The sequence below is a fragment of the Novosphingobium lentum NBRC 107847 genome (assembly GCF_001590965.1).
GTDB classification, from domain to species: Bacteria; Pseudomonadota; Alphaproteobacteria; order Sphingomonadales; family Sphingomonadaceae; genus Novosphingobium; species Novosphingobium lentum.
Genome location: NZ_BCTW01000002.1, coordinates 196,047 through 219,917 on the forward strand (window position 1 = coordinate 196,047; position 23,871 = coordinate 219,917).

At 59.8% G+C, this 23,871-nt stretch carries 27 protein-coding genes; 23 read left to right on the forward strand and 4 right to left on the reverse strand.

Features of this window, described 5'->3' with window-relative positions:
• Positions 1-8: 8 nt before the first annotated feature.
• A complete protein-coding gene (locus NL2_RS02375) occupies positions 9-368 on the forward strand; it encodes a copper-binding protein (protein WP_068071301.1) in 360 nt (119 codons plus the stop codon).
• A 50-nt stretch (positions 369-418) separates the two neighbouring features.
• Here the strand turns inward: NL2_RS02375 and NL2_RS02380 are convergent, their stop codons facing one another.
• Positions 419-694, reverse strand: a complete 276-nt coding sequence (locus NL2_RS02380; RefSeq protein ID WP_068071303.1) for an HU family DNA-binding protein — start codon at positions 692-694, stop codon at positions 419-421.
• A 376-nt stretch (positions 695-1,070) separates the two neighbouring features.
• Between NL2_RS02380 and NL2_RS21360 the strand changes: the two genes are divergently transcribed.
• The 3 genes from NL2_RS21360 to NL2_RS02390 all read left to right on the forward strand — a co-directional run bounded on the left by NL2_RS21360 (position 1,071) and on the right by NL2_RS02390 (position 2,733).
• Positions 1,071-1,235, forward strand: coding sequence for a hypothetical protein (locus NL2_RS21360; RefSeq protein ID WP_169799454.1), 165 nt, complete (start codon positions 1,071-1,073; stop codon positions 1,233-1,235).
• A gap of 144 nt (positions 1,236-1,379) precedes the next feature.
• Entirely contained in the window at positions 1,380-1,790 is a 411-nt protein-coding gene (locus NL2_RS02385) for a hypothetical protein (RefSeq protein WP_157082995.1), read from the forward strand.
• 619 nt (positions 1,791-2,409) lie between these two features.
• A complete protein-coding gene (locus NL2_RS02390) occupies positions 2,410-2,733 on the forward strand; it encodes a DUF736 domain-containing protein (protein ID WP_068071307.1) in 324 nt (107 codons plus the stop codon).
• Between the two features lie 57 nt (positions 2,734-2,790).
• On the opposite strand, the gene NL2_RS21575 is transcribed toward NL2_RS02390, so the two are convergent.
• Positions 2,791-3,267, reverse strand: coding sequence for a helix-turn-helix domain-containing protein (locus tag NL2_RS21575; protein ID WP_245647534.1), 477 nt, complete (start codon positions 3,265-3,267; stop codon positions 2,791-2,793).
• Between the two features lie 87 nt (positions 3,268-3,354).
• Between NL2_RS21575 and NL2_RS02400 the strand changes: the two genes are divergently transcribed.
• The 12 genes from NL2_RS02400 to NL2_RS02450 all read left to right on the forward strand — a co-directional run bounded on the left by NL2_RS02400 (position 3,355) and on the right by NL2_RS02450 (position 16,236).
• Positions 3,355-3,603 (forward strand): DNA -binding domain-containing protein, encoded by a 249-nt coding sequence (locus tag NL2_RS02400; protein ID WP_068071313.1) that lies wholly within the window; start codon positions 3,355-3,357, stop codon positions 3,601-3,603.
• Positions 3,604-3,754: 151 nt separating this feature from the next.
• On the forward strand, positions 3,755-4,534 hold the full coding sequence (locus NL2_RS02405) for a DUF2285 domain-containing protein (RefSeq protein ID WP_068071315.1): 780 nt from the start codon (positions 3,755-3,757) through the stop codon (positions 4,532-4,534).
• 121 nt (positions 4,535-4,655) lie between these two features.
• Positions 4,656-4,922, forward strand: coding sequence for a helix-turn-helix transcriptional regulator (locus NL2_RS02410; RefSeq protein ID WP_068071317.1), 267 nt, complete (start codon positions 4,656-4,658; stop codon positions 4,920-4,922).
• 6 nt (positions 4,923-4,928) lie between these two features.
• Positions 4,929-5,816, forward strand: coding sequence for a replication initiator protein A (locus tag NL2_RS02415; RefSeq protein WP_068071319.1), 888 nt, complete (start codon positions 4,929-4,931; stop codon positions 5,814-5,816).
• A 176-nt stretch (positions 5,817-5,992) separates the two neighbouring features.
• Complete coding sequence (locus NL2_RS02420; protein ID WP_084355800.1) at positions 5,993-6,526, forward strand: DUF2840 domain-containing protein; 534 nt, start codon at positions 5,993-5,995, stop codon at positions 6,524-6,526.
• Complete coding sequence (locus tag NL2_RS20615) at positions 6,523-7,107, forward strand: S26 family signal peptidase (protein WP_084355801.1); 585 nt, start codon at positions 6,523-6,525, stop codon at positions 7,105-7,107. Before NL2_RS02420 ends, NL2_RS20615 begins: the two co-directional genes overlap by 4 nt.
• Positions 7,104-7,442, forward strand: coding sequence for a DUF736 domain-containing protein (locus NL2_RS02425; protein WP_068071321.1), 339 nt, complete (start codon positions 7,104-7,106; stop codon positions 7,440-7,442). Before NL2_RS20615 ends, NL2_RS02425 begins: the two co-directional genes overlap by 4 nt.
• Positions 7,423-8,106, forward strand: a complete 684-nt coding sequence (locus tag NL2_RS02430) for a lytic transglycosylase domain-containing protein (protein ID WP_245647535.1) — start codon at positions 7,423-7,425, stop codon at positions 8,104-8,106. Before NL2_RS02425 ends, NL2_RS02430 begins: the two co-directional genes overlap by 20 nt.
• A gap of 256 nt (positions 8,107-8,362) precedes the next feature.
• The gene (locus NL2_RS02435) at positions 8,363-10,096 is read left to right on the forward strand and encodes a relaxase/mobilization nuclease domain-containing protein (protein ID WP_068071325.1); all 1,734 of its coding nucleotides are present in this window, start codon (positions 8,363-8,365) and stop codon (positions 10,094-10,096) included.
• A gap of 92 nt (positions 10,097-10,188) precedes the next feature.
• On the forward strand, positions 10,189-12,957 hold the full coding sequence (locus tag NL2_RS02440) for a class I SAM-dependent DNA methyltransferase (RefSeq protein ID WP_068071327.1): 2,769 nt from the start codon (positions 10,189-10,191) through the stop codon (positions 12,955-12,957).
• A 2-nt stretch (positions 12,958-12,959) separates the two neighbouring features.
• Entirely contained in the window at positions 12,960-15,053 is a 2,094-nt protein-coding gene (locus NL2_RS02445) for a DEAD/DEAH box helicase (protein WP_439646878.1), read from the forward strand.
• Complete coding sequence (locus NL2_RS02450) at positions 15,046-16,236, forward strand: GIY-YIG nuclease family protein (RefSeq protein ID WP_068071498.1); 1,191 nt, start codon at positions 15,046-15,048, stop codon at positions 16,234-16,236. Before NL2_RS02445 ends, NL2_RS02450 begins: the two co-directional genes overlap by 8 nt.
• 86 nt (positions 16,237-16,322) lie before the next feature.
• On the opposite strand, the gene NL2_RS02455 is transcribed toward NL2_RS02450, so the two are convergent.
• Both NL2_RS02455 and NL2_RS02460 read right to left on the reverse strand, forming a co-directional pair.
• Complete coding sequence (locus NL2_RS02455) at positions 16,323-17,228, reverse strand: ImmA/IrrE family metallo-endopeptidase (RefSeq protein ID WP_068071331.1); 906 nt, start codon at positions 17,226-17,228, stop codon at positions 16,323-16,325.
• On the reverse strand, positions 17,225-17,548 hold the full coding sequence (locus tag NL2_RS02460; protein WP_084355814.1) for a helix-turn-helix domain-containing protein: 324 nt from the start codon (positions 17,546-17,548) through the stop codon (positions 17,225-17,227). Before NL2_RS02460 ends, NL2_RS02455 begins: the two co-directional genes overlap by 4 nt.
• A gap of 131 nt (positions 17,549-17,679) precedes the next feature.
• Between NL2_RS02460 and NL2_RS20620 the strand changes: the two genes are divergently transcribed.
• The 7 genes from NL2_RS20620 to NL2_RS02495 all read left to right on the forward strand — a co-directional run bounded on the left by NL2_RS20620 (position 17,680) and on the right by NL2_RS02495 (position 23,870).
• The gene (locus tag NL2_RS20620; RefSeq protein WP_084355802.1) at positions 17,680-17,913 is read left to right on the forward strand and encodes a DUF2188 domain-containing protein; all 234 of its coding nucleotides are present in this window, start codon (positions 17,680-17,682) and stop codon (positions 17,911-17,913) included.
• Positions 17,914-17,990: 77 nt separating this feature from the next.
• Positions 17,991-18,914 (forward strand): AAA family ATPase, encoded by a 924-nt coding sequence (locus NL2_RS02470; protein WP_068071337.1) that lies wholly within the window; start codon positions 17,991-17,993, stop codon positions 18,912-18,914.
• Positions 18,911-19,387, forward strand: a complete 477-nt coding sequence (locus NL2_RS02475; protein WP_068071339.1) for a CBASS system Cap8 protein — start codon at positions 18,911-18,913, stop codon at positions 19,385-19,387. The genes NL2_RS02470 and NL2_RS02475 overlap by 4 nt, the downstream gene beginning before the upstream one ends.
• Positions 19,384-19,884, forward strand: a complete 501-nt coding sequence (locus NL2_RS02480) for an HORMA domain containing protein (protein WP_068071341.1) — start codon at positions 19,384-19,386, stop codon at positions 19,882-19,884. The genes NL2_RS02475 and NL2_RS02480 overlap by 4 nt, the downstream gene beginning before the upstream one ends.
• On the forward strand, positions 19,884-20,780 hold the full coding sequence (locus NL2_RS02485) for a CBASS oligonucleotide cyclase (protein ID WP_068071344.1): 897 nt from the start codon (positions 19,884-19,886) through the stop codon (positions 20,778-20,780). Before NL2_RS02480 ends, NL2_RS02485 begins: the two co-directional genes overlap by 1 nt.
• A gap of 35 nt (positions 20,781-20,815) precedes the next feature.
• Complete coding sequence (locus tag NL2_RS02490) at positions 20,816-21,586, forward strand: DUF6602 domain-containing protein (RefSeq protein ID WP_068071346.1); 771 nt, start codon at positions 20,816-20,818, stop codon at positions 21,584-21,586.
• A 250-nt stretch (positions 21,587-21,836) separates the two neighbouring features.
• The gene (locus tag NL2_RS02495) at positions 21,837-23,870 is read left to right on the forward strand and encodes a conjugal transfer protein TraG (protein WP_068071348.1); all 2,034 of its coding nucleotides are present in this window, start codon (positions 21,837-21,839) and stop codon (positions 23,868-23,870) included.
• Position 23,871 lies beyond the last annotated feature (1 nt).

A 23,871-nucleotide genomic window follows, 5' to 3' on the forward strand; every position in this document is an offset into this window, starting at 1 on the left:
AGAAGACTATGATACTGACCGCGCTGATCGCACTGCCCTTCGGCCTGTCCGGCTGCGACAAGAAGCCGGAAGCGGCAAAGGTTGAAGCCCCCACGGCCGCTGCAACTGCCGATGCTATGTCGAACATGGCGATGCCTGTTGGCGCCAAGATGGGCAAAGGTTCCGGCACTGTCACCGCCATAGATCCCACAGCAGGCAAGATTACGCTCGATCACGGCGCGATACCTGCGGTTGGCTGGCCCGCGATGAAAATGGGTTTTTCGGCCAAGCCCGATCTGCTCAAGGGCGTAGCCGTGGGCGACAAGGTTGATTTTGACGTGACCGTGACCGGCAGCGCCGGAGAGGTGACAGCGATCAAGAAGCAGTAGTGCAGCTGCAAGCGGGGGAGGAAAGCCGGGCCTTCCGTCCCCCGTATGACTTAGCCGTTCAGCTTGTCCTTGACCGCCTTGGCGACTGAGAAGCTGAGCTTGCGCGATGCGGCAATTTGCATCGACGCACCGGTAGCAGGATTGCGGCCTTCGCGCGCCGGGCTGTCCTTGACCTTGAACTTGCCAAAGCCCGGAAGCGAAATCTCATCACCTTTGGCGGCAGCATCGGCAATAGCGGCAAAGACGCCATCTACGATCTTCTTGGCATCAGCCTTGGTCAGTCCGTTTGCGGCTCCAATCAGGTCCGCGAGGTCACTGCTATTCATCAAAAACACTCCTGAACTTTGGGTGATATTACCCCTGCGACGCTGCTTACGAGCGCAGATTCTACCGGTCAATCGCCGCACATGTTCCCCCTGCTGAGGGCAAATGGAGCAACTGGATGGACTTCGACTCAGCACAGCGTGGCGTGGGGCAATGCTGGAATGCTCCAGCCTGGCCGGAAGGCGAAGACCATCCCCGCTCTTTGAGGCTGTCCTTGGCCCCTTCGGTCCCTTTGCGTTCAACCCGTAAAGGGTCCGCTACGTGTACCACGTGCGGCCGCTCGGGCTTTGCCTGTCGCGGTGATCGCGGTCCCGAACGGTCCTGTCGGTTGCCTGTCGAGCGGGAACGGTTCCCGCTCCCGGACAGGAGATCGGGACAATGCCCCTCAACATCGCACAGCGTCACGCCTGGAGCCTCGCAAGAACCCTGATGGTCTGCATCACCCTGTTTCACACCGGCGAAAATTACGGTGTCATGACCAGCGACGAATATGATGGTGACACCAGCAACATTGTCCAAGTCTATGACCCATTCTCTCGCTGAGCCTCGGATGATCTACATCGCAACTGACCGGAGACTGGAAACGGTCTTCCGGCCTTGTTGCTATCCTGCTATCAAGAGGACACATATTGCGCTGTGGAGGTGGTGGAGAGCGCGTCCGACGACCAGTTCGTCAAGGAGGACGCCATGATACTCGCCGCCATTGTTGCCATCATCGCAATCGCAATGCTCTGTTCGCTGCTGCTCAATCTGATCATCTACGCCTTGCCGCTCTATGTGGGCACCACCGCTGGACTATGGGCCCATGCGTCCGGAACCGGTGTCTTGGTGTCAGTCATCGCAGGGGGCTTAACTGCCATCACGGTGCTGGTCATCGCGCAGTGGCTGCTGGCAGTAGTCCGCTCACCCTTGCTCCTTGCCGTTGTTGGTCTGCTCTTTGCCCTTCCGGCAGCCTTCGCCGGATATCATGCCGTTTACGGGATCGTCGGACTGGTCATGCCGCCCAATGCGGGATCGATCGTCTTGTCGAGCATCGGCGCTTTGGCCGTCGGGATCATGGCGTGGGTGAGGGTGCCGACCACCGGCCACAATCGTTGATTTTTATGAAAGCCCCGTCCGGCAGAACCGAGCGGGATGATCGCGCAAGGTCTGGGGCCACTGGCTGAGGCGGGCACGATCAGAGGCTCGATTGACATTCGCATCTGCGACATGGGGTCGAGATCAGGGTGCGTTGTGGAACCCCGTTGCCCGATGACAAATGCGGCGGAAACGAGCGATGCTCGGCAGCGCCGGTATCAGCGCAGCATTACACATCGGCGGGAGGTGTGGACGGCAGTGGTGCCTACGGTGAGGGCGACTGTTACTCCTGACGCATCGGACGCGATCACACCCTGGAATTGCCTGTTTTTTGAGCATGGCACTCGATTGATGCCAGTTCTCCTTGGAATCTGAGGTCAGGCACAGGCGCTCATACGGACCTCGTCAATGGCTTGGGTTGGCAGGGACCGGCTGCGCCTGACTTGCCCTTGCCGCAACGGTTCGGGCCAGCTTTCTTCCCCTGCGTGTGCCACGCATTCCTCGCGAAACAAGAAACCCGTCCCTTCACCGTCCTCCGCTTTGCTGCGGCCCTACGGGTGCGGCAGGCAAATCCCCCCGCCTTGCACCAGCCATCGAGGCCGCGATGAGCGCGGGCTCGACCAACTCAAGGAGACGTAACATGGCAAACATCGGTTCATTCAAGAAGGTCGGCAATGACTACCAGGGCGAAATCGTCACGATGAGCGTGCAGACGAAGAACGTCCGCATCATTCCCGAAGCCGCAACCGACAACGAAAACGCCCCCTCGCACCGGGTCTTCGTGGGCCGCGCGGAAATCGGAGCTGCCTGGACCAAGCGCTCGAACGAAGGCCGCGACTATCTCTCGGTCAAGCTCGACGATCCCAGCTTCACCGCTCCGATCTTCGCCAACCTGTTCGACGACGAAGACGGCAAGACCTTCAACCTCATCTGGTCGCGCGCCCGCAAGTCCAACGGCGACTGAGACCGCCTCACACCCCGCCCGGCACCGCCGGGCGGGGCATTGGTGTGCCAGAAATCCTCAGGCGAGCGGTTTCTGCAGGAGATCGACCGGATCAACGCCAAACACTTCCGCAATCCGCTCGATCACATCGATCGAAGCGCCATAGCGGCAGCGTTCGAGCGAACTGACATAGGTGCGGTCTATGCCGGCCCGATGAGCAAGCTCCTCCTGTGACAGCCCTTGAGCCTGCCGAAATGCCTTCAGATTTTGCGCCAGAACCTCTCGAAGTTTCATCCTCGGGAGAAAGCGACCTTGTAGAGAATTCAACCACGGAGTATTCTCTACAATTCGACATGATTGACTGGCGCCGTGGTGTCCCAGGGCGTGACTAACAAAACTGCAAGCATTGCGGAGTATTTGGGAAGGCAAGGTGGCGGAGAACCGCTGGCACATTGTCGCCAGTTCAATCCAGATCGCCGAAGTCGGGTCTGTTTGAATACCATGCGCGCGGAGATGCTGTTGCCAAGCATCATCCCATGAGACGGTGCCTGTCATAGCCGGGCGGGTATAAGCATTCGGCCCATTGTGGTGTATACTCTCGCCGATTGAGCGAGACACGTCCTTGAATGGGAGTGACTGCACATGGCCGATCCTGCGTTCGAAGACCGGCCACCGGGTGGTGACCAGGTGACGGAATATGACCGACAGCACCACCGGAGCTATTGGCGTATTCTCGACGCGGAAGCCGAACGGGCGGATTGGCGCGAGGTAGTCACGATCATCTTCGGCATCGATGCAACGACGGAACCCGATCGTGCCCGGTCTGTCTATGATACCCACCTTGCCCGCGCGCGGTGGATGAGTGATTCTGGTTATCGGCAGTTGCTCTGATTCCGGCCGAACTCGAAGAATAGTGCCTCTGCGCTATGCCGTGAAGGCTATGCCGTTCACTGCACGACGGCAGTTCCCAACAATTTCAGGCGATTCGTAACTCTGCGCCGCCTGCCGCCATCTCCCGCAGCGGGCGCGCAGGAGAGTATCCATGCCAGCGACAAGGGATTGGCGCGATCCCATCACTGGTGATGAGGACGCTGCGCTGCAAAGCTGCGATATCGCAGTCGGCTATCTCAGCCGAAACCCTCGTTATCTCCGCGATTATGAAGCCGCCCTGGAGGCCGTTGGCAGGAGCGATATTTCTGCTGAAGCAGCGACAGAGGCGCTGATCGAGACGTGGGGCTTGAGCTTCGTCGTGTCGACGGCAAATCCCTACGATCCGAAGGCTGTAATTGCGCGACCGGACGTTGCACCTGCCAATGTCGTCTTGGTCGAGGCGCCCGCCACGCTTCCCGAGGCATGTCCGATCGATCTGACCTTGACCGGGTCGATCAGAACTCAACTGGAAGTTCCGCGCGGGATCTACACGGTCCTCGCCGATCCGCAGGGCGATCATCATGTCTGGCAACTCGCACCTGCTGGTGCGCCATTGGCGCTGCTGATCCCGAATGGACCTTACCGCGGGATCCGCCTGGCTGCGGCCCAGAGACTACATCGCCACCTGCGTGGCCTTGTCTCGGGACAGCCGCCCCTGTTGCTGAGCGACAAGGCGCGAGACCACCATCGCTGGTTGTTCCGCTCCCTTGATGCCCGGCTTGCCGGGGCAAAGCCGCGCGAGATGGCCGCGATTATGATCGGCGATTATGTGAGCGGCTTTAACGCGGCGGAATGGTGCGATTCCCGCGAGCGCCGAAAAATCAGCCGTTGGTGCGCCGCCGCCACGAAGCTGATGACGGGCGGCTACCTTCGGCTCCTTTGCGAACGCTGATCTGGGACACCTGCGGCACCACTTACGGGTGTCCATTCCGGGACGCCCGCAGCACACCCATTATCCCCTCCTGTTCGCCGCAGCCGCACGCAAGCGGCCGGTGTTTGCCGGAGGATCACCCATGTCACTTGCCCTTGCCGTTGCTACGCCGCGTTACCTCAAGACCCCGGATGCCGCCGTCCATCTCGGTCTTTCTGCCCGAACGCTTGAGAAGCATCGCTGCTTCGGCACCGGCCCCATTTATCGCAAACTGGGCGGTCGGATTGTCTACGCCATCGATGACCTCGAAGCCTGGACGGAGCTTGGTCTGCGCCGCTCGACTTCCGATCCCGGCAAGGGTGTGGTCCACCCAGCCAAGCGCCTGCCTTCCGACGTCGTGCGGCGCTGATTGCCCGTGCCACCGCAATCCAACGCCATCAGCGCCGTGCATGAGCGCGCGCAGCTCGATTTATTTCGCTCTATCCCTGGCGACCTTGCGCCCCGCGATGCGCAGGATCTCATGGCATGGCCGTTCTTCAGCCTAGCCAAGACCAAGCGCCTTCAGCCCATCGACTTTCGCATGGGTGACACCTGGATCAAGGTTGAGGCAACACCGGAACATGGCATGGCGAGCATCTGGGATGCCGACATTCTCATCTGGGCCGCCAGCCAGATCGTCGAGGCCCGCGATGCTGGGCGCCCCACGTCGCGCCTCATGGCGACGACGCCGCATGAAGTGCTGACCTTCATTGGCCGGGGCACGTCCGCGAGGGACTATGACCGTTTGAAAGCCGCACTCGACCGGCTTCAATCGACGACGATCGCCACTTCGATCCGGCAACCGCATCAGCGCCACCGTCATCGATTTTCATGGATCAACGAATGGAAGGAGCGGCTTGACGGCAATGGCCGTCCGCTCGGGGTGGAACTGATCATTCCGGACTGGTTCTATGCCGGCGTGGTCGACCAAGCCTTGGTGCTCACTATCGATCGCGCCTATTTTAGTCTGACAGGCGGGATCGAGCGATGGCTCTACCGGATCGTGCGCAAGCATGGCGGGCGGCAGCGTGGTGGCTGGAGCTTTGACGTTTCTCACCTTCACCTGAAATCCGGCGCGCTATCGCCTCTAAAACGCTTCGCATTCGAACTGCGCGACATCGTGCAGCGCCAGGCACTGCCGGGATACAAGCTCACGCTCGAAACCACCTTCGGCCGCGAGCGCCTGATCTTCACGCCGACACCCCCTGATCTGTTCGATGTTGCGATGCGCCGTGCCGGTCTTCGGCCTGTGGATAAGCGCTGATGCGGCTCGTGCTATCAGGAACCGGCGGAGTCGTGCCATCAGGAACTCCAGAGTCGTGCTATCGGGAACCGAAATCGCCTCGAACGCCGCAGAACTCCTCGCCATTTGGCGGCCCTAACTATGCTAACAATGAATCCTACGGATTCTATCTAACGCATCAGCGGACTGTGGATGAAATGCCAGAGCGGCGCGATCATGCCGCCAAATGGCGTCATGGACAGGCTCTGCAGGACCGGGGTGATAACCCTGATGACCTGACCGCAGTCTCGCTCACCTGGATTGCCGGGAAGAGGGAAGAATGGCTGCGTTTTGGCCGCCCGGTCGGGGACCGTATCATCAACCGTCGGACACGCATCGCCTCGTTCCGGCCAGATGCGATTTTCGCGCTGGTGCGCTGGGAGGCCAACGACTTCGGGACGATCGCTTCGCATATCGATGTCGTGCGGGCTGTGAGCCGTCACGAAGCCTTCACCACATTGCCCTGTATCGATCCCGGCGGGGAACTGCTGCTACATATCTCAAGCTGGCCAAAGGTCAGCCAGGTGCTGCGCGCGATCGATACGGTTGAAGCCATCGGTATCGACGCCTGCGACGCGGATGCCGATCATTGGCGCCAGATCCATCATCAGATCGCCGCCGGACAGACGCCATCGGAATATACCTCCTGCCGTCACCGTGCCTGGCTCAAGCGCAAGGCGGTGTGGCAATGAAGCGCAAGTCTTGCATCGCACTGATGCTGGCTGCTTGCGGCGCGATTGCCGTGACGGCTGTCAGCCATCCGTCACCACGTTTCATCTGGAACGCCAGTGCCAGCGCGCCGATCGGGCTCTATTCTGTCAGTCCCATTGATCAGCCGACTACCGGTCAGCTGGTGGCGATTTCGCCGCCGCCGCACTGGGCGCGGTGGATGGCCGAGCGCCATTATCTGCCGGTCGGCGTACCGCTTCTCAAACATGCAGCCGCACTCCCGGGGCAACTCGTCTGCCGCGCGGGTCGCGCCGTGAGTGTGGACGGGGGGGTGATCGCATTCGCCCTGTCACGCGACCGACTGGGTCGTCCGCTGCCCGACTGGCAGGGCTGTCACCAGCTCCGAAACGACGAAATATTCGCCGTAAATGCTGCCGTCCCGGACAGCTTTGACGGCCGGTATTTCGGGCCACTGCCTGCCCGTTCGGTGATCGGCGCTGCGTCGCCGATCTACACTCAGGCGGCGCCTGGCAGGCCATTCATCTGGCGAAACTCAGCAGACCCGATTGCCCCTCAACTACTCGATGAAAGGACCACCCCATGAGCAATATCGGCAGATTCCGCCGCACTGGAGACGGCTTCGAAGGCCGCCTTCATACACTGACCCTCGACGTGGAATTACGCATCACTGCGAGCGCTGAATCCGACAACGAACATGCACCGGCTTGGCGCGTAATAGCCGGCGATGCCGCTGCCGGACTGGAAGTCGGCGCGGCGTGGAACCGCATCGGTGAGAAGGCCGGTGCTTACCTCTCACTGGTGATCGACTGCCCGTCACTGACTCAGCCAATCCGTGCCAATCTCTTCCCGGCCCATGACGATACTGGCGAACACGTGCTCGTCTGGAATCGGCCCTCGCGTGAAGCGCGGCACGGTTGAGCCGATGCGCCTGCTTTGCACATCGATCGCCGCGCTCTTGCTGGCCGTCGTCAATCCTGCTTGCGCGGGAACGCCTGACGAAACCGATGCCATCGCTCCGCCCTCTAGCCGATATGTCGAGGAAGCCGCCCGCCGTTTCGGCATCCCGGAACACTGGATCTGGGCGGTCATGCGTGTCGAGAGCGCCGGTCGCGTGCAGGCACGCTCGTCAGCCGGAGCAATGGGACTGATGCAGATCATGCCTGGCACATGGCAAGGTTTGCGCGCGCGTCATGGTCTGGGATCGGACCCCTATGACCCGCGCGACAACATCTTGGCCGGTGCTGCCTATCTGCGAGAAATGCATGACCGCTACGGCGAATATGGCATGCTGGCAGCCTACAATGCCGGCCCCGGACGCTATGAGGACTATCGCTCGCGCGGTCGTCCTCTGCCTTCTGAAACCGTCGCCTATGTCGCAAAGCTGATGCCGATGATCGGTGGTCAGCCTGCAACAACCCAAGCGATGCGGCAGCCAATTGTAGCGCCGACCTGGACCGATGCCTCGCTCTTCGTTGTGCGCGCTTCGGCGGCTCCGCGTACCTTGCCCGACACTGCATATGCCGCCCCACCTCGTGCTTCAGCGTCGCTCTTTGTCGCCGTTTCCGGGCCAAATCCGCGATGATCTTGGCTGATACCTCAATTCGCATCGCAACGTACATTCTCGTATTTTGGCGAAGGAATAGGTCAATTGGCCGGAAGGGGAAGGAGGGAGGGCAGGATAAAGGGCGGCGATGTGCGGTGCCCCCTTCGCCCGGTCGGTGCCTTGTTTCACAAGGCTTTTTTGAGATGTTTTGCGATGTGCGCGGAAACTCCGCGATGTGCATGCTTCCTGAAAACCGGGGAATTCTGCGTCTCTGGCGCACATTGCAGTCAGGATCGTGAAACGAGACGACAGCGATTTTCGCGTCCGTCCTGGCCGCATCAGGTCGCGCGGCGACGAGCGATCACGTCCGGCCATTGTCCAGGCGCTCACCGCCGCCCAGCGAGCTGGCGGCATCGTGTCGACGAATGGAAAACTCAGCAGCTCGCGAAATTCTAAATTCGGCAGGGGTAGATCGGCCAGCCTTCGGGCTGGGCACAGGCTGGGCAGCAGCGCGCGCAGTGCAGTGATCAAGGCTCGTGTCGTCAGGCACGTCAGCGCGCCCTCGCTCGGTGCCCATCTCAAATATCTGCAACGGGACGGCGTTACGCGCGATGATGCGCCCGGCAAACTGTTCGGGCCGGATGGCGCCGAGATCGATCGCGACGCCTTTGCCGAACGCTGCCAGCAGGACCGGCATCATTTCCGCTTCATCGTCTCGCCCGACGACGCATTGGAGATGGCCGACCTGAGAGAGTTCACCGGAGCGCTCATGGCCCAGGTCGAGAAGGATCTCGGCACACGGCTTGACTGGGCGGCGATCGATCACTGGAACACCGAGCACCCGCATGTTCACATCATCGTGCGCGGCGTTGGCGGTGATGGGCAGAACCTCGTCATCTCGCGCGATTACATCCGCGAAGGCTTGCGCGGCCGCGCTGGCGAACTGATCACCCGCGAGCTGGGGCCGAAGACCGAACTCGACATCAGGCGATCATTGGAACGGCAGGTGGAAGCGGAACGCTGGACGCAGATCGACCGCGACCTTGTCCGCCGCCAGCAGCGCCATGGCATGATCGACATGGCACCTGATCCTGACGTTCGCGCCGATGCAGATCACGCCCTGAAACTCGGGCGTCTGCGCAAGCTCGAGCGCCTGACTCTGGCCGAACAGGTCAAGCCCGGCCTTTGGGTCATCGCCGACAATGCCGAGCCCGCCCTGCGCGAACTTGGCATGCGCGGCGACATCATCAAGCGGATGCACCGTGCCATGCAGGAGCGTGGCATCGAGCGGGGCGTGTCGAGCTACTCCCTCGCTGGCGAAACTGCCCAGCCAATCGTCGGGCGCTTGGTCGAGCGCGGCCTCCATGACGAGCTGACCGGCTCTGCCTATGCGATCGTCGATGGGATCGATGGCCGGACGCATCACCTCACCTTGCCCGGTCTTGAGGAAACCGGCGACTGTCGGCCCGGCGCGATCGTTGAGCTGCGCCGGTTCGACGACCGGCGCGGCCGAGCCCGCATGGCATTGGCAGTCCGCTCCGATCTCGACATCACAGCCCAGATCGAGGCGCCCGGAGCAACCTGGCTCGACCGGCGCAATCTCGACCGGCAAAGAATCGACCTCGGCGGCGGTTTCGGTGCCGAGGTGGCGGGTGCAATGCAAGCCCGCGCAGAATATCTCGTTGGTCAAGGATTGGCCCGGCGCGATGGGCAACGCATCGTATTCGCGCGCAACTTACTCGACACGCTCAATCGGCGCGATCTCGACGCCGCCGGCGAGCGAATGGCGAAAGAGTTCGGGCATCCCTATGCCCCGGCGAAGTCCGGCGAATTCGTCGCCGGTTCCGTGCGGCGGCAGGTGCAACTTGCCTCAGGTCGCTTTGCCATGATCGACAATGGTCTGGGCTTCGCGTTGGTCCCATGGACGCCGGCGCTCGACATCCGGCTTGGCAAACATGTCTCCGGTGTCATGCGCGGTGACGGCGGGGTGGACTGGTCGATGGGCAGGGGCCGTGGGCTCGGAATTTAGCCGGCCAGCACGATGTTAACCTAGCCCGTCTGCTGGACAAATTGCGGCCTTCCGACCATTGCTGTTCGCCAATTGAAACCGAAGCGAGACCGATGAACGCAGTAGAGATCGAACAGGCTATTTCCGACCTCGCTGCCCAGCCTTTTGACCGGGCGGAGTTCCCGTTCGCGTTTCTGGAAGCCTTCGGAAACAAGGCGACGACGATCAAGAAATTGCGTTCCGGTGCTTCCAATGCGTCGGACGTTCCGGGCGGGCTGCTTCAGCGCAGCAACATCCATATCGCCACTTGCGACACCGGCACCGTCGACAACACCCTGAAGGCACTGCGCGACAGCCCGAAGACCGCTACCGCCAAGGCCAAGTTCATCCTCGCCACCGATGGCGATCAGTTCCAGGCGGAAGACCTTGCCAGCGGCGAGACGGTTTCCTGTGCCTATGCCGAGTTCCCCGATCACTTCGGCGTGTTCCTGCCGCTGGCGGGCATCACCACCGTCAAGCAGATCCGCGAAAGCACCTTCGACATCCGGGCGACGAGCCGCCTGAACAAGCTTTATGTCGAGCTGCTGAAGGACAATTCCGACTGGGCAAGCGCCGAGCGGCGGCCGGACATGAACCATTTCATGGCCCGGCTGATCTTCTGCTTCTTTGCGGAAGATACCGACATCTTCCATGGCGAAGGCCTGTTCACCAGGACCGTCGAGCAGATCAGCGCGCGCGATTCATCGGACACGGCTCATGTGATCAGCGAAATCTTTCGTGCCATGGATACCAAGCTCGACGATCGTGCCGGCGCCAATATCCCGCGCTATGCTGGTGGCTTTCCCTATGTGAACGGCCAGCTGTTCTCAGGAAGCACGGAAACGCCGCGCTTTACCCGCATCGCGCGATCCTATCTGGTCCATATCGGCAATCTGAACTGGAAGAAGATCAACCCCGACATCTTCGGCAGCATGATCCAGGCCGTTGCCGACGATGAGGAGCGCGGCGCGCTCGGCATGCATTACACCAGCGTGCCCAACATCCTGAAAGTGCTGAACCCGCTCTTTCTCGATGATCTGCGCGCCAGTCTTGACGAGGCGTGCGACAATGGCCGCAAGCTGCTGAACCTGCGCCAGCGCATGGCGAAAATCAGGGTGTTCGATCCGGCCTGTGGATCGGGCAATTTCCTGGTCATCGCCTACAAGCAGATTCGCGAGATCGAGGCGGAGATCAACCGGCGGCGCGGGGAGCCGGACCGGCGCAGCGAAATTCCCCTCACCAATTACCGGGGCATCGAACTGCGCGACTTTCCGGCGGAGATCGCACGCCTTGCCCTGATCATCGCCGAATTTCAGTGCGACGTGACCTATCGCGGGCAGCAGGAGGCGCTGCTCGAATTCCTGCCGCTCGACAGCCAGAACTGGATCACATGCGGTAATGCGCTGCAATACGATTGGCTGAAGCTATGCCCGCCGACCGGTACGGGTGTGAAACTTCAGGCCGATGACCTGTTCAAGACTGACCTGAATCAGGCCGAAATCGATTTTGAGAATGAAGGCGGCGAGACCTACATTTGCGGCAATCCACCGTATCTCGGTTCCACTTGGCAGTCAGCGGAGCAAAAGGCCGAACTTGAAGCTCTATTTGGTCACCGAACGAACAGCTGGAAGTCTCTCGACTATGTCGCCGGATGGTTCATGAAGGCGGCCGACTACGGAACCCAGACAAATGCGGTGGCTGCTTTCGTGTCGACTAACAGCATCTGTCAGGGCCAGCAGGTTCCAATTCTCTGGCCACTGATCTTTCGCACCGGGCATGAAATTGCCTTTGCACACACGAACTTCAAATGGGCCAATCTCGCCAGTTATAACGCCGGCGTTACCGTCGTGATTGTTGGGATTTCGAACCATGCCGGCAAATATCGTCGGCTTTATGTCAGCGCGGAAGCCGATCAGACTGTTGTTAGGGAAGGTGAAAATGTCAGCCCCTATTTGGTCTTGGGGCCGAATGTGATTGCAAACAAGTCAGCCAAGCCCCTCAATGGCGTTGATGAAATGACATTTGGCAGCAAACCGGTTGACGGAGGGAATTTACTTCTCACTTGGGACGAAGTGTCCGAACTGCGCCTTGATCGCCACGAGCACGAGAAGTTCATTCGGCCAATTTTTGGTTCCGACGAGTTCATCAGCGGAAAGCGTAAGTTTTGTCTCTGGATAGATGACTGCGACGCACAAACGGCAGCCTCTCATCCGACAATCGGGCCGAGACTAGCTGCTGTCAGAGAAATGCGCCTTCAAAGCACAAAGCAGGCTACGCAAACTGGTGCGCAATGGCCTCACCGCTTCGACGAACGCCGTCAAACCGGTGAGGAGGCTGTCATCGCCATAGCAGCCATTAGCTCGGAAAATCGAGAATATCTGCCCTGCGGGCTTTTGCCCAAAGGCACCATCATCACCAATAAATGCTTCGCGATCTTCGATGCCCCTTTGTGGAACATGGCGCTCATCGCTTCTCGTCTGCATTGGGTGTGGATCGGCACGGTCTGTGTGCGCATGCGCACCGACTTCTCCTACTCCAACACGCTTGGCTGGAACACATTCCCTGTCCCCAAGCTGACCGAACAGAATAAAGCCGATCTCACTCGCTGTGCCGAGGACATCCTTCTTGCCCGCGAAGCGCATTTCCCGGCGACCATCGCAGACCTCTATGAGGTAAAGGGCGGCGAAAGCAAAATGCCCGAAAACCTCCGCCACGCACATGAGCGCAATGACGAGGTGCTTGAGCGCATCTACATCGGTCGCCGCTTCAAGAACGACACCGAACGGCTCGAAAAACTGTTCGAACTCTACACAAAGATGACCGGCGCGAAGGTGGCGGCATGAGGGTGCGTCCGCCCGCCGATTCAGATAGGGATGGCACCATGATTCCTGACAAGACCATCCCCGCTGTATCCTTCACCACCGCGCGCACCGGCGCGTCGGCGAAGTCGAATGAACTGGGCATGCGCCCGATGCAGTCGCGCGCCTATGACAAGCGCGGCGAGCAATACCTCCTCATCAAGTCGCCCCCGGCATCGGGCAAATCGCGCGCGCTGATGTTTGTCGCGCTGGATAAGCTGGCCAATCAGGGCGTGAAGCAGGCCATCATTTGCGTGCCGGAACGCTCGATCGGCGCCAGCTTTGGCAGCGAACCGTTGAGCAAATACGGCTTCTTCGCCGATTGGGAGGTCGCCCCGCAGTGGAACCTGTGCAACACGCCGGGTGCCGATGATCCCAAGGTCGCCAAGTCGAAGGTCAAGGCCGTCGCCGAGTTTCTGGCGAGCGATGCCAAGGTGCTGGTCTGCACCCATGCCACCTTCCGCTTCGCCTTTGACGAACTGGGCGTCGAGGCATTCGACAACCGTCTGGTGGCTATCGATGAATTCCACCATGTTTCCGCCGATGCCGGCAACCGCCTGGGCGCGCAGCTCGCCCAGCTGATCGGGCGCAACAATGCACATATCGTCGCCATGACCGGCAGCTATTTCCGCGGCGACGCCATCCCCGTTCTGGCACCCGAGGACGAGTCGAAGTTCGAGACCGTCACCTATACCTATTACGAACAGCTCAACGGCTATGAGCACCTGAAGGTGCTGGACATCGGCTACAGCTTCTACACCGGCCCCTACACAGACAAGATCTCGGCGCTGCTGGACCCGAAGGTGAAGACCATCGTCCATATCCCCTCGGTCAATTCCAGGGAGAGCCTGAAGGACAAGCACCGCGAAGCCGAAGACATCATGCAGCACCTCGGCGAGTGGGAGGGCGTTGATCCCGTAACCGGCTTCCACCTGATCCGCACCATTGATGGCGACGTGATCCGTGTTGCCGATCTGGTCGATGACGATCCGGTGAAGCGTGATCGAGTGGTAACAGCTCTGAAATCACCACAGGGGCGCGCGGACAAAGAATTTGTCGACGTAATCATCGCGCTGGGCATGGCGAAGGAAGGCTTCGACTGGATCTGGTGCGAACACGCGCTGACCGTCGGCTATCGCTCCAGCCTGACCGAAATCATCCAGATCATCGGCCGCGCCACCCGCGACGCGCCGGGCAAGACCCGCGCACGCTTCACCAACCTGATCGCGGAACCGGCGGCGGACGACCCGCAGGTGGTGGAGGCGATCAACGATTACCTGAAAGCCATCGCCGCCAGCCTGCTGATGGAACAGGTACTGGCGCCCCGTTTCGATTTCACGCCCAAGGACGCAGGCCCGAAGGAAGGCTTCGACTATGGCCCCGACGGCTATGTGGAAGGCAAGACCAATTTCGGCGTCAACGACCACGGCCAGATGCACTTCGAGATCAAAGGCCTGAAACTGCCCAAGAGCATCGAGGCGACGCGCATCTGCCGGGAAGATTTGAACGAGGTGATCGCCGCCTTCGTGCAGGACAAATCCAATGTCGAGCGCGGCATGTTTGATCCCGAAGTTGTGCCCGAGGAGCTGACCCAGCTGCGCATGGGCAAGATCGTCCGCGACAAGTACCCCGAACTGAACGACGAGGATCAGGAATCCGTTCGCCAGCACGCCATCGCCGCAATGACCGTGACACAGCAGGCAAAAGCCGCATTGATGGGTGATGGCGAGGAGTTGTCGGCGAGCACCGCTTTTATCGATGGTGTCCGCAAATTCGCGCTCAGCGTCACCGATCTGGACATCGACCTGATCGACAAGATCAATCCATTCAGCGCCACCTATGCAGTGCTTGCCAAGGCGATGGACGAAAAGACGCTGTTGCAGGTGCAGGCGGTGATCAATGCCAAGAAGGTCAACCTCAGCTACGACGAGGCGCGGGCGCTGGCCGAGCGTGCCCTGGAATTCAAGCGTGAGCGGGGCCGCCTGCCGTCGCTGACATCGCAGGATGCCTGGGAACGCCGGATGGCGGAGGGCGTCGCCTATCTCCAGCACCATGCCAGCAAGGCTGCTGCCGATGGCTGATCTGAGCGATCTTGAACTGCTGTCCGAGCTTGGCGTCGATACTGCGCCCGAAGTGAAGCGGGCGCTGACGCCCCGGCAGGAGCGGGTCATTGCCGGGTTCGAGGACATCCAGCGGTTTGTCGCCGAACATGGTCGCGCGCCCCAGCATGGTGATGACCGGGACATCTTCGAGCGCCTCTATGCCGTGCGCCTGGATCAGCTGCGCAAGCAGCCGGAATGCCGGGAAATCCTTGCTGACCTCGACAGTGACGGTCTGCTCGATGCATCGCCCGTTACCCAGGATGCCCCGACAGATCTGGCCGACGATGCCTTGCTGAAGGAGCTGGGCATCGAAGCCGATCCGGTCTCCGATATTTCCCAGCTGAGACACGTTACGTCACGAGCGGAAAAACGCGCCGCCGAGGAAATCGCCAACCGGGAGAAGTGCGAGGATTTCGAGGCGTTCAAGCCTTTGATCGAAGCTGTCCAGGCCGATCTGGCCAGTGGCGCGCGGGTGACCAAGCCGATAGTCCAGACCGAAGTGACACTGGCGGAAATCCACCCAGGCGGCTTCTTCATTGTCGGCGGTCAGCTGGCCTACATCGTCGATGCCACCGAGGAATTCGTCACCCAGTACGAACGCAAGGATCGCCGCCTGCGCGTCATCTATGACAATGCGACCGAGAGCAACGTACTGGCTCGATCCTTCCAGAAGGCACTCTACCGCGACGAAACGAGCCGCCGCATCACCGAGCTGTCAGCAGGCCCGCTCTTCGGAAATGCCGCCGAGGACGATGACCTGGGCAGCGGTACGATCTATGTCCTGCGCAGCCGTTCATCGCACCCCTATGTCGCCGAGCATCGGGAGCTGATCCACAAGATTGGCGTAACTGGGCAGGCTGTCGAAGCCCGCATTGCCAACGCTGTGAACGACCCGACCTTCCTGCTGGCCGATGTCGACGTGGTCGCCACTTACAAGCTCTACAATATCAACCGGACAAGGCTGGAAGGCCTAATCCATCGGGCGCTGGCCGCAGCCCAGCTCGACCTCTCAGCCGATGATCGGTTCGGCAAGGCGGTCCAGCCCCGGGAGTGGTTTTTGGTGCCGTTCCCGATGATCGACGAACTGGTCGACAAGATCAGCGACGGGACCATCACGCAATTCCGATATGATCCTGCCTGCGCTAATTTTGTGGAGATGTGAGAATCCAAAACGCGGCGAGTGTCCGTAGGCATTTGTAGACTCTCAGCAATGCATGACAACGGAAGCTTTAACTTGGGCTACTTCCGTTAACCGGGGTTTCCAAGGCTCCGTTGCATCAAATCAAACGTGTCATCTGTTGGTTCTTCGTCATCCTGATTTCGCCAAACGGCACGGCCAAGATGAAGTAGCGAGAGCGTGAAATCGTAGTGGTCAGATGCGAGGGCGATTTCTTCGCAAGACTCGGCGAACCATACATTTTCATCGTGTTCGATTGCATTTGCACCGGCAAGCAGTGAAGGGCGCGCGGCAAGTGACAGTTCCGGTATTGGAATTGGCGATCGCCCGACAGTCTTGAAGTAAGCACCGGTTCGCAGCGCTCGGTCACTGGAACGTGCCCAGAGGATGAAGCCGTCCCGGGAAACTACCAGTACCGACCGGCGCTCCGTATACTGCAGCCACCGCAAAGTCGCGGCAATCAGCGAGACATCATACCGCTTTGCGCAAGCCCCTATTTCTTCAAGGCTAGGTTTGGCCTTGGGGCCGATCTGCCGACGGAAGTCATCGAGGGGCATCAGTAGCCCTACGGCGAACTCATTCGCTTGCTGCTCCAGTTGGGCATAATCGCTATCCCAACGCACCATATCCTGGTCGCCGCATTCGATTCCATCGGGATGGGACAGGCGATGGATAAGGTAGTGCCCGAATTCGTGTCCGAGCGTAAAATTTATGCGGCCCGCAGATTTGATGGAATCGTTATACACGATGCCCCAACCCTTCTTGGCTGCAGGAGCGCGATAAAGGGCGCCATCGAAACCAGGGAGAGTGGCCCCTTTCACCAGTGTGATCGGATCATCGGGAAAGCGCTGATGCGAGTACTCTTTTGCGACAAGGGTCACGTTGACGGGGAAGCGTTCCGGGGTGGTTCCGTACACGGCGTTGAGCATCTTCGTGATCGAATTCGCCCAACGAAGCGGCGACCATGGCAGTGTCACGAATCTTCGTCCCATAGCTTAATGATTTGCCGAACCTTCGCTTTGGTGTTCGAGTCCATCTTTCGGTACTGCCGATAGAAACGTGCGTCAGCTGCGTCTTCTTGCGTTACATCCTCGCCCTCATGGAGAAGAAATTCCAGAGTAGTCTCCAGCTGTTCGGCGATCTTTGTGAGCTTATCAGCCGAAGGCCTTGGGGGATTCTTGTTTTCAAGCTCCCAAATATAGCTCTTGCTCGAACCCGATAGCTCCGCCAGCTTATCGAGCGTCAATCCTTTGTCTTTCCGCAACTTGCGGATCTTATCTCCCAGCGTGTTGGCCAAATGGGTATCTCCCTCTATAGACCGTGTTCGGCGTAGGCGCATTTTATAGCCTTGACTAGCGGATATCAACCGCGGCAGTTTGTTCGGAGTAGGCGCACTTATTGAACCTCTTTGATGTTAGGAGCAAGCATATGAGCAAAGGACCAGAATCTCACCATGTCGTGCCGAACCCCGACGGCGGTTGGGACGTGAAGCGTGGCGGTGCGAGTCGCGCCAGTGTTCATACAGAGACCAAACAGGAAGCGATCGACCGTGGTCGCGAAATCAGTCGCAACCAGGGTACGGAATTCCGGATCCACAACAAGGACGGCCGCATCGCAAGCAGCGATAGCCACGGGAATGATCCCAACCCTCCCGAGGGCTGAGATCAAGACGACGCGTCGCAGGGTATTGCAGACACTACCAATTCTATCACCGCAGTGAGCGGCACGAGGCAAAGACAATGCAGAAGCTTTCAGCGGTACCGCACGAAGAATTCAATGCACCCAAAGGCATCCAGCGTGTCCGGCAGCTCCCCGATCCCAAGCTCGGTGCACTGTGGGACTCGATCGTGCTGGATGATCACCTGAAAGCACAGCTCGTGTCCCAGGCGATGCTGAATTTTACGATGCGCGGTAAAGTGGACCGTAGTGTCATTCCGCTTCACGGCGTGATCTTGCTGGTTGGTCCACCTGGAACGGGCAAGACCTCGCTCGCACGCGGTCTGGCTCACCGCACCGCAGAATCGTTCCCCGGTGCGGGGTTCCGCCTGTTGGAGGTTGAACCGCACGCATTGACGAGTTCGGCGATGGGGAAGACGCAGCGTGCGGTGTCGGACCTATTTTCGCAGTCGATTGCGGAATCGGCTGCAGCTGGGCCAACCATCGTGCTTCTCGATGAGGTCGAAACTCTCGCGGCGGATCGGTCGAAGATGAGTCTCGAGGCAAATCCCATCGATATCCACCGCGCGACGGACGCAGTCCTGGTCCAGCTCGATGCTCTTGCCGAGCAGCACCCAAACCTCCTGTTTCTCGCAACCAGCAACTTTCCCCAGGCCGTGGATGCTGCGTTCACGTCGCGCTGCGATCTTGTCATGCACATTCCTTTGCCGGATCGCGAAGCCTGCGCTCGCATCCTCAAAGATTGCCTGGTCGGCCTCGGTAAAACTTATCCCGCCATTGCGAAATTGCCGAATGGCGCAGGATTTGAGCGTTGCGCAGCCGAGTGCGTTGGCCTTGACGGCCGCGCTATCCGAAAGATGGTGGCAAACGCTTTGGCCAGCAGCCCGCAGACCGCAATGAATCCGGAACGGGTCACGCTTGATGACCTGTTTGTCGCTGCCCGCGCCGCCAAGTCAGGACGCCTGCCGGGAGGCGTAGCGCAATGAGCACCGTTGCCAGCCGCACCTTCAAGAGTACCCCCCAGCGCGACGCCGCCGGAACATGGACCGCGATTGTCGACCTGCTGACCCAGGGGAAAGTCGGTGACACGCGCTCAGAGCTTCTCGCTGTGGCCGGCATCGCCGCCAGCGTGATTGCTGATCAGGCACCGAAAGATGCGGCGATTACCGTCACCTGTGATGGTCCTCGCACCCGTATCTACTGCCTCTATGACGAGGACGCGATCGACGGCTCGGAAGCAAATGAGGACGCACTTGGCTTCGACCCGCTCAAGGGCAACTGGGAGGTTTCGCTTCCCTGCCTGGCCGACGATCTGCCTTGGGTGCAAAGCGCGCTGAAGAAATATAGCACGCGCATTACGGCGCGCGACCTTGGAACTGCAGTGTCCAGTGGGGTCGGTGACGCGGCGACAGATTCGCAAGCTCTCGTTTTTGATCCAAAGGGGTTTCTCGGGTCATGACCAGCGTCGCCGTTAACACCTACACCCATTCCGTCACCTATGTGGCGGACAACATCCTCAAGAGTTTGAAGGACATCATCCGACTGAGCGGCCTCGATCCGTCCGAGTTTGTGGGCGACTGGGAGTTGAACATGCGTGGGGTCCAGACATGGCTCAACACGGGCGATCTCGAATCGGTAGAACTTGAAATCTACGACCCGAAAACGGACGCACTTATTTTCCGGTGGGATATCAATATCTCATACGGCTGGTCCGGCGGCGATGGCAACTTCTGGACAGATACAGAGCAGCTCAAATACGCGATTAGGAAAGCGGGACTGGTTCCAAGCCAGGCCCGTTACCGGTTTCTGGTTCATACCAAGCTGGGGCGCCCCGATGTGATCGGCTGGAGTAAGGCGACGGCGCGTTCGACAGTCGGAATGGTTCGGCAAAGCCTTGGTACGACCGTGGAGCACAGCGGTCTAGGCGCCAGCACGTCATATTTGAGGAGGGCCTGATGCTCACGGTGGATGAGGCATTTCGGAAGTTCAAAAGCCGTCTGGAGTTGAACGACAAGGAACAGGCCAACGCTTCCGCACGGCAGAAAGAGGTTCGGGATTATCTAGATACCAAGTTCAAAATTGATCGGAGCTTCCTGACTGGATCCTATGCGCGCTGGACCAAGACCAAGCCGCTGAAGGACGTTGATATCTTCTTCGTCCTCAAGTCGTCCGAGGATCACTATCAGGCAAAGGCACCTTCGGTGGTGCTCACCGACTTCCACAACGCATTGGCCGAGAAATATGGCGACAAGGCGAAAAAGCAGAACAGGTCCATCAACGTCGATTTCGGCGTAAAGGCCGACGTTGAAGACAACACGGACTATCGGGTCATTAGCGTCGATGTCGTACCCGCCTTCGATCAAGATGGTGACTTCGAGATCCCTGACAACGAACTTGGCAAGTGGATAAAGACCAACCCGCAAACACATGCTGCGGAGGCAACTGCCGCACATCAGGCCTATTCCAAGGAATGGAAGGGGTTGGTGCGCATGGCCAAATATTGGAACAACAATCCGAAGCATGGCGAGAAGCCCGTGAAGCCGTCGTTCCTTATCGAGGTCATGGCGATGCAGTGCCTTTATGGCGGTTGGGGAGGTAGCTTCGACCGGGAAATACAGGGATTTTTCGCGACCCTTGCTGACCGGATTCACGACGAGTGGCCCGATCCGGCCGGGCTTGGCCCTGCGATCAGCAATGGCATGGATGATGTGCGAAGGGGACGGGCACGTGACCTCCTGCGTGCCGCCGAACGTGAGGCCACGCTTGCCATTGACCACGCACGGCGTGGTCGCAACGGTGAGGCGCTGCGTGCCTGGCGAGACCTGTTTGGTCCTAAGTTTCCGTTGTCCTGAGTGGCAGGCCCAAGAAATGCAATGAGGTTTTAGCGATGTCCGAATGGTCCCTTTCCCAGCTTCTTGCCTCTTTGCATGAGGACATTCAGCAGCGTTTGGCGACCGTGCGTAAGGCCTTCAACCATCCAGGCACGAAGGGAGATGCCAGCGAGCAAGTCTGGATCAGCATGTTGGAGACCTATCTACCAAAGCGTTACGAGGCAGCGAAAGCCCATGTGGTGGATAGTCTCGGAAATTTCAGTCAGCAAATCGACGTCGTGATTTTCGATCGCCAGTATTCGCCGTTCATTTTTACATATGAGAACGAAACGATCATTCCCGCAGAAAGTGTCTATGCTGTTTTTGAAGCGAAGCAGACCGCAGATGCCAGCCTGGTGGCGTATGCGCAGGAGAAGATTGCAAGTGTTCGTCGCCTGCACCGAACGAGCCTTCCGATCCCTTATGCCAAGGGCGTGTATCCGCCGAAACCTTTGATTCCGATTTTGGGTGGTTTGCTGACCTTTGAGAGCGAGTGGAAACCACCGCTAGGATCGTCGCTTGAAAAGGCATTGTGTGCGAATATCGCTGACGGACGCCTCGATATTGGCTGTGTCGCCAACCACGGACATTTCTTCTTCGACCAGGCGGATTCAAGCTACGCGTTTGTCACTGAAGCCAAGGCGGCGACAGCATTCCTGTTCAAATTGATTTCTCAGCTTCAGTTCAGTGGCACCGTGCCGATGATTGACATCGAGGCATATGGCAAATGGTTGACCCCACCGGATGTCGACGGTGGAGGGCAATTGCCGCGCGTCAGATCTTTGTGATTCTGATTTTGGACGCGTGATCTCATTCGTCGACGATCCGCGCCGGCAGCACTCCGCTGGTTACTCAAGCTCGGAAAGCCCAAGCCTTGTCTCAGATTTGCGGGCCAGCAATTGCGGGACTGTCAGTTCACGCAGGTCGGAACTTCTACGCCGTTCCCTGTATTTCCGCGCTATTCTGCGATGATCGCCAGTGCCCGCTTGTATCTGATCGCTCAATAATCCGACTGCCTCCCGAACGGAGGAACACATCATGTCAGCATCTCGCGTATTATGGGGCCAGATCATCGTCGTGCTGGCCATGGTCGTGGCGGGCATATGGTCCGCAACCCAATGGACGGCAGCGACATTGGCCTATCAGCCGGAACTGGGTTCACCATGGTTCACGCTTGGCGATCAATATATCTATCCCCCGCCAGCCTTCTTCTGGTGGTGGTTCTCGTTCGACGCCTATGCGCCGCAGGTCTTCCAGCGCGGCGCCTATATCGCCGTATCGGGCACGTTCGCTGCGATAATCGCGGCTATGGCCATGTCGATCTGGCGCGCAAAGGAAGCGCGGAAGGCAGAAACCTTCGGATCGGCGCGCTGGGCGACACGTTCCGAAATCCGCGCTGCCGGTCTGCTCGATGACAAAGGCGTGGTGTTGGGCAAACAGCTCAACAGCTACCTGCGCCACGACGGCGCCGAACATGTGCTGTGCTATGCTCCCACCCGCAGCGGCAAGGGCGTCGGCCTCGTGGTGCCGACGCTACTGAGTTGGCCGGGCAGTTGCATCGTCCATGACATCAAGGGCGAGAACTGGGGGCTGACGGCAGGATTCCGGGAGACGTTCGGGTCGGTCCTGCTGTTCGATCCGACCAATACCGCATCGGCCGCCTACAATCCCCTCCTCGAAATCCGGCGCGGCGAATGGGAAGTGCGCGACGTGCAGAATGTCGCTGACGTGCTGGTCGATCCCGAGGGCAGCCTCGAAAAGCGCAATCATTGGGAGAAGACCAGCCATTCCCTGCTGGTCGGCGCGGTCCTCCATGTGCTGTACGCCGAGGCGGACAAGACACTTGCGGGCGTTGCCGCCTTTCTTTCCGATCCCCGGCAACCGATCGAGTCTACGCTCCAGGCCATGATGACCACGCCGCACCTCGGCGATGAAGGTGTGCATCCCGTGGTCGCGTCGGCTGCGCGCGAACTGCTCAACAAGTCAGCCAATGAGCGCTCAGGCGTGCTGTCGACGGCCATGTCGTTCCTGGGTCTCTATCGCGATCCTGTCATCGCCCGCGTCACGAGCTGCTGCGACTGGCGGATATCCGACCTGGTCGATGGACCTCGCCCCGTGACGCTTTATCTCGTGGTTCCGCCATCGGACATCAGCCGCACCAAGCCGCTGATCCGGCTTGTGCTCAACCAGATCGGCCGGCGCCTAACCGAAGACCTTGATGCGGGGAACTCCCGCCAGCGATTGCTGCTCATGCTCGATGAGTTCCCGGCGCTGGGACGGCTCGACTTCTTCGAAAGCGCGCTCGCATTCATGGCGGGCTACGGGATCAAGGCATTCCTGATCGCGCAAAGCCTCAACCAGATCGAGAAGGCTTACGGCCAGAACAACTCGATCCTCGACAATTGCCATGTCCGGGTCAGCTTCGCGACCAATGACGAACGCACCGCCAAGCGGGTTTCCGATGCACTCGGCACCGCTACCGAAATGCGGGCTATGAAGAACTACGCCGGACACCGGCTAAGCCCCTGGCTCGGCCACCTGATGGTTTCCCGCTCGGAAACCGCCCGCGCATTGCTGACGCCGGGTGAGATCATGCAACTGCCACCAGATGATGAAATCGTCATGGTGGCGGGGGTGCATCCGGTCCGCGCCAAGAAGGCCCGTTATTTTCAGGATCGCCGACTGGCCGCTCGCGTTCTTCCGGCACCGATTACAAGGAAGTCGTCATCCGAGCCTCGGCCCGATGATTGGAGCCACCTTGCCCCCATCGAACCTCGCGGTGAACCAATCCCCGATTTTGAGGGCGAGGATACAACGGCGGAGGAGGCCGGAAAGGGAGGGGGAAGTCAGGCTGGCGGCGATGCGGACAGCGAGGGCGTGCGCCGCGAGCCGGCGATGGAGCGCCACATTGATATTGCGCCGTCCCTAGCGCCGCCCCCCACAAATGAATTCGATCCGGATGAACCGGACACTGCTTCGGCGACGAGCGCGCAGCAGCGGGCGATTGATCTGGAGCAACGCGCCGCTGCGCGACGCGCCAGCCTCGATCCGTCGGACGGGATCGAACTCTGAC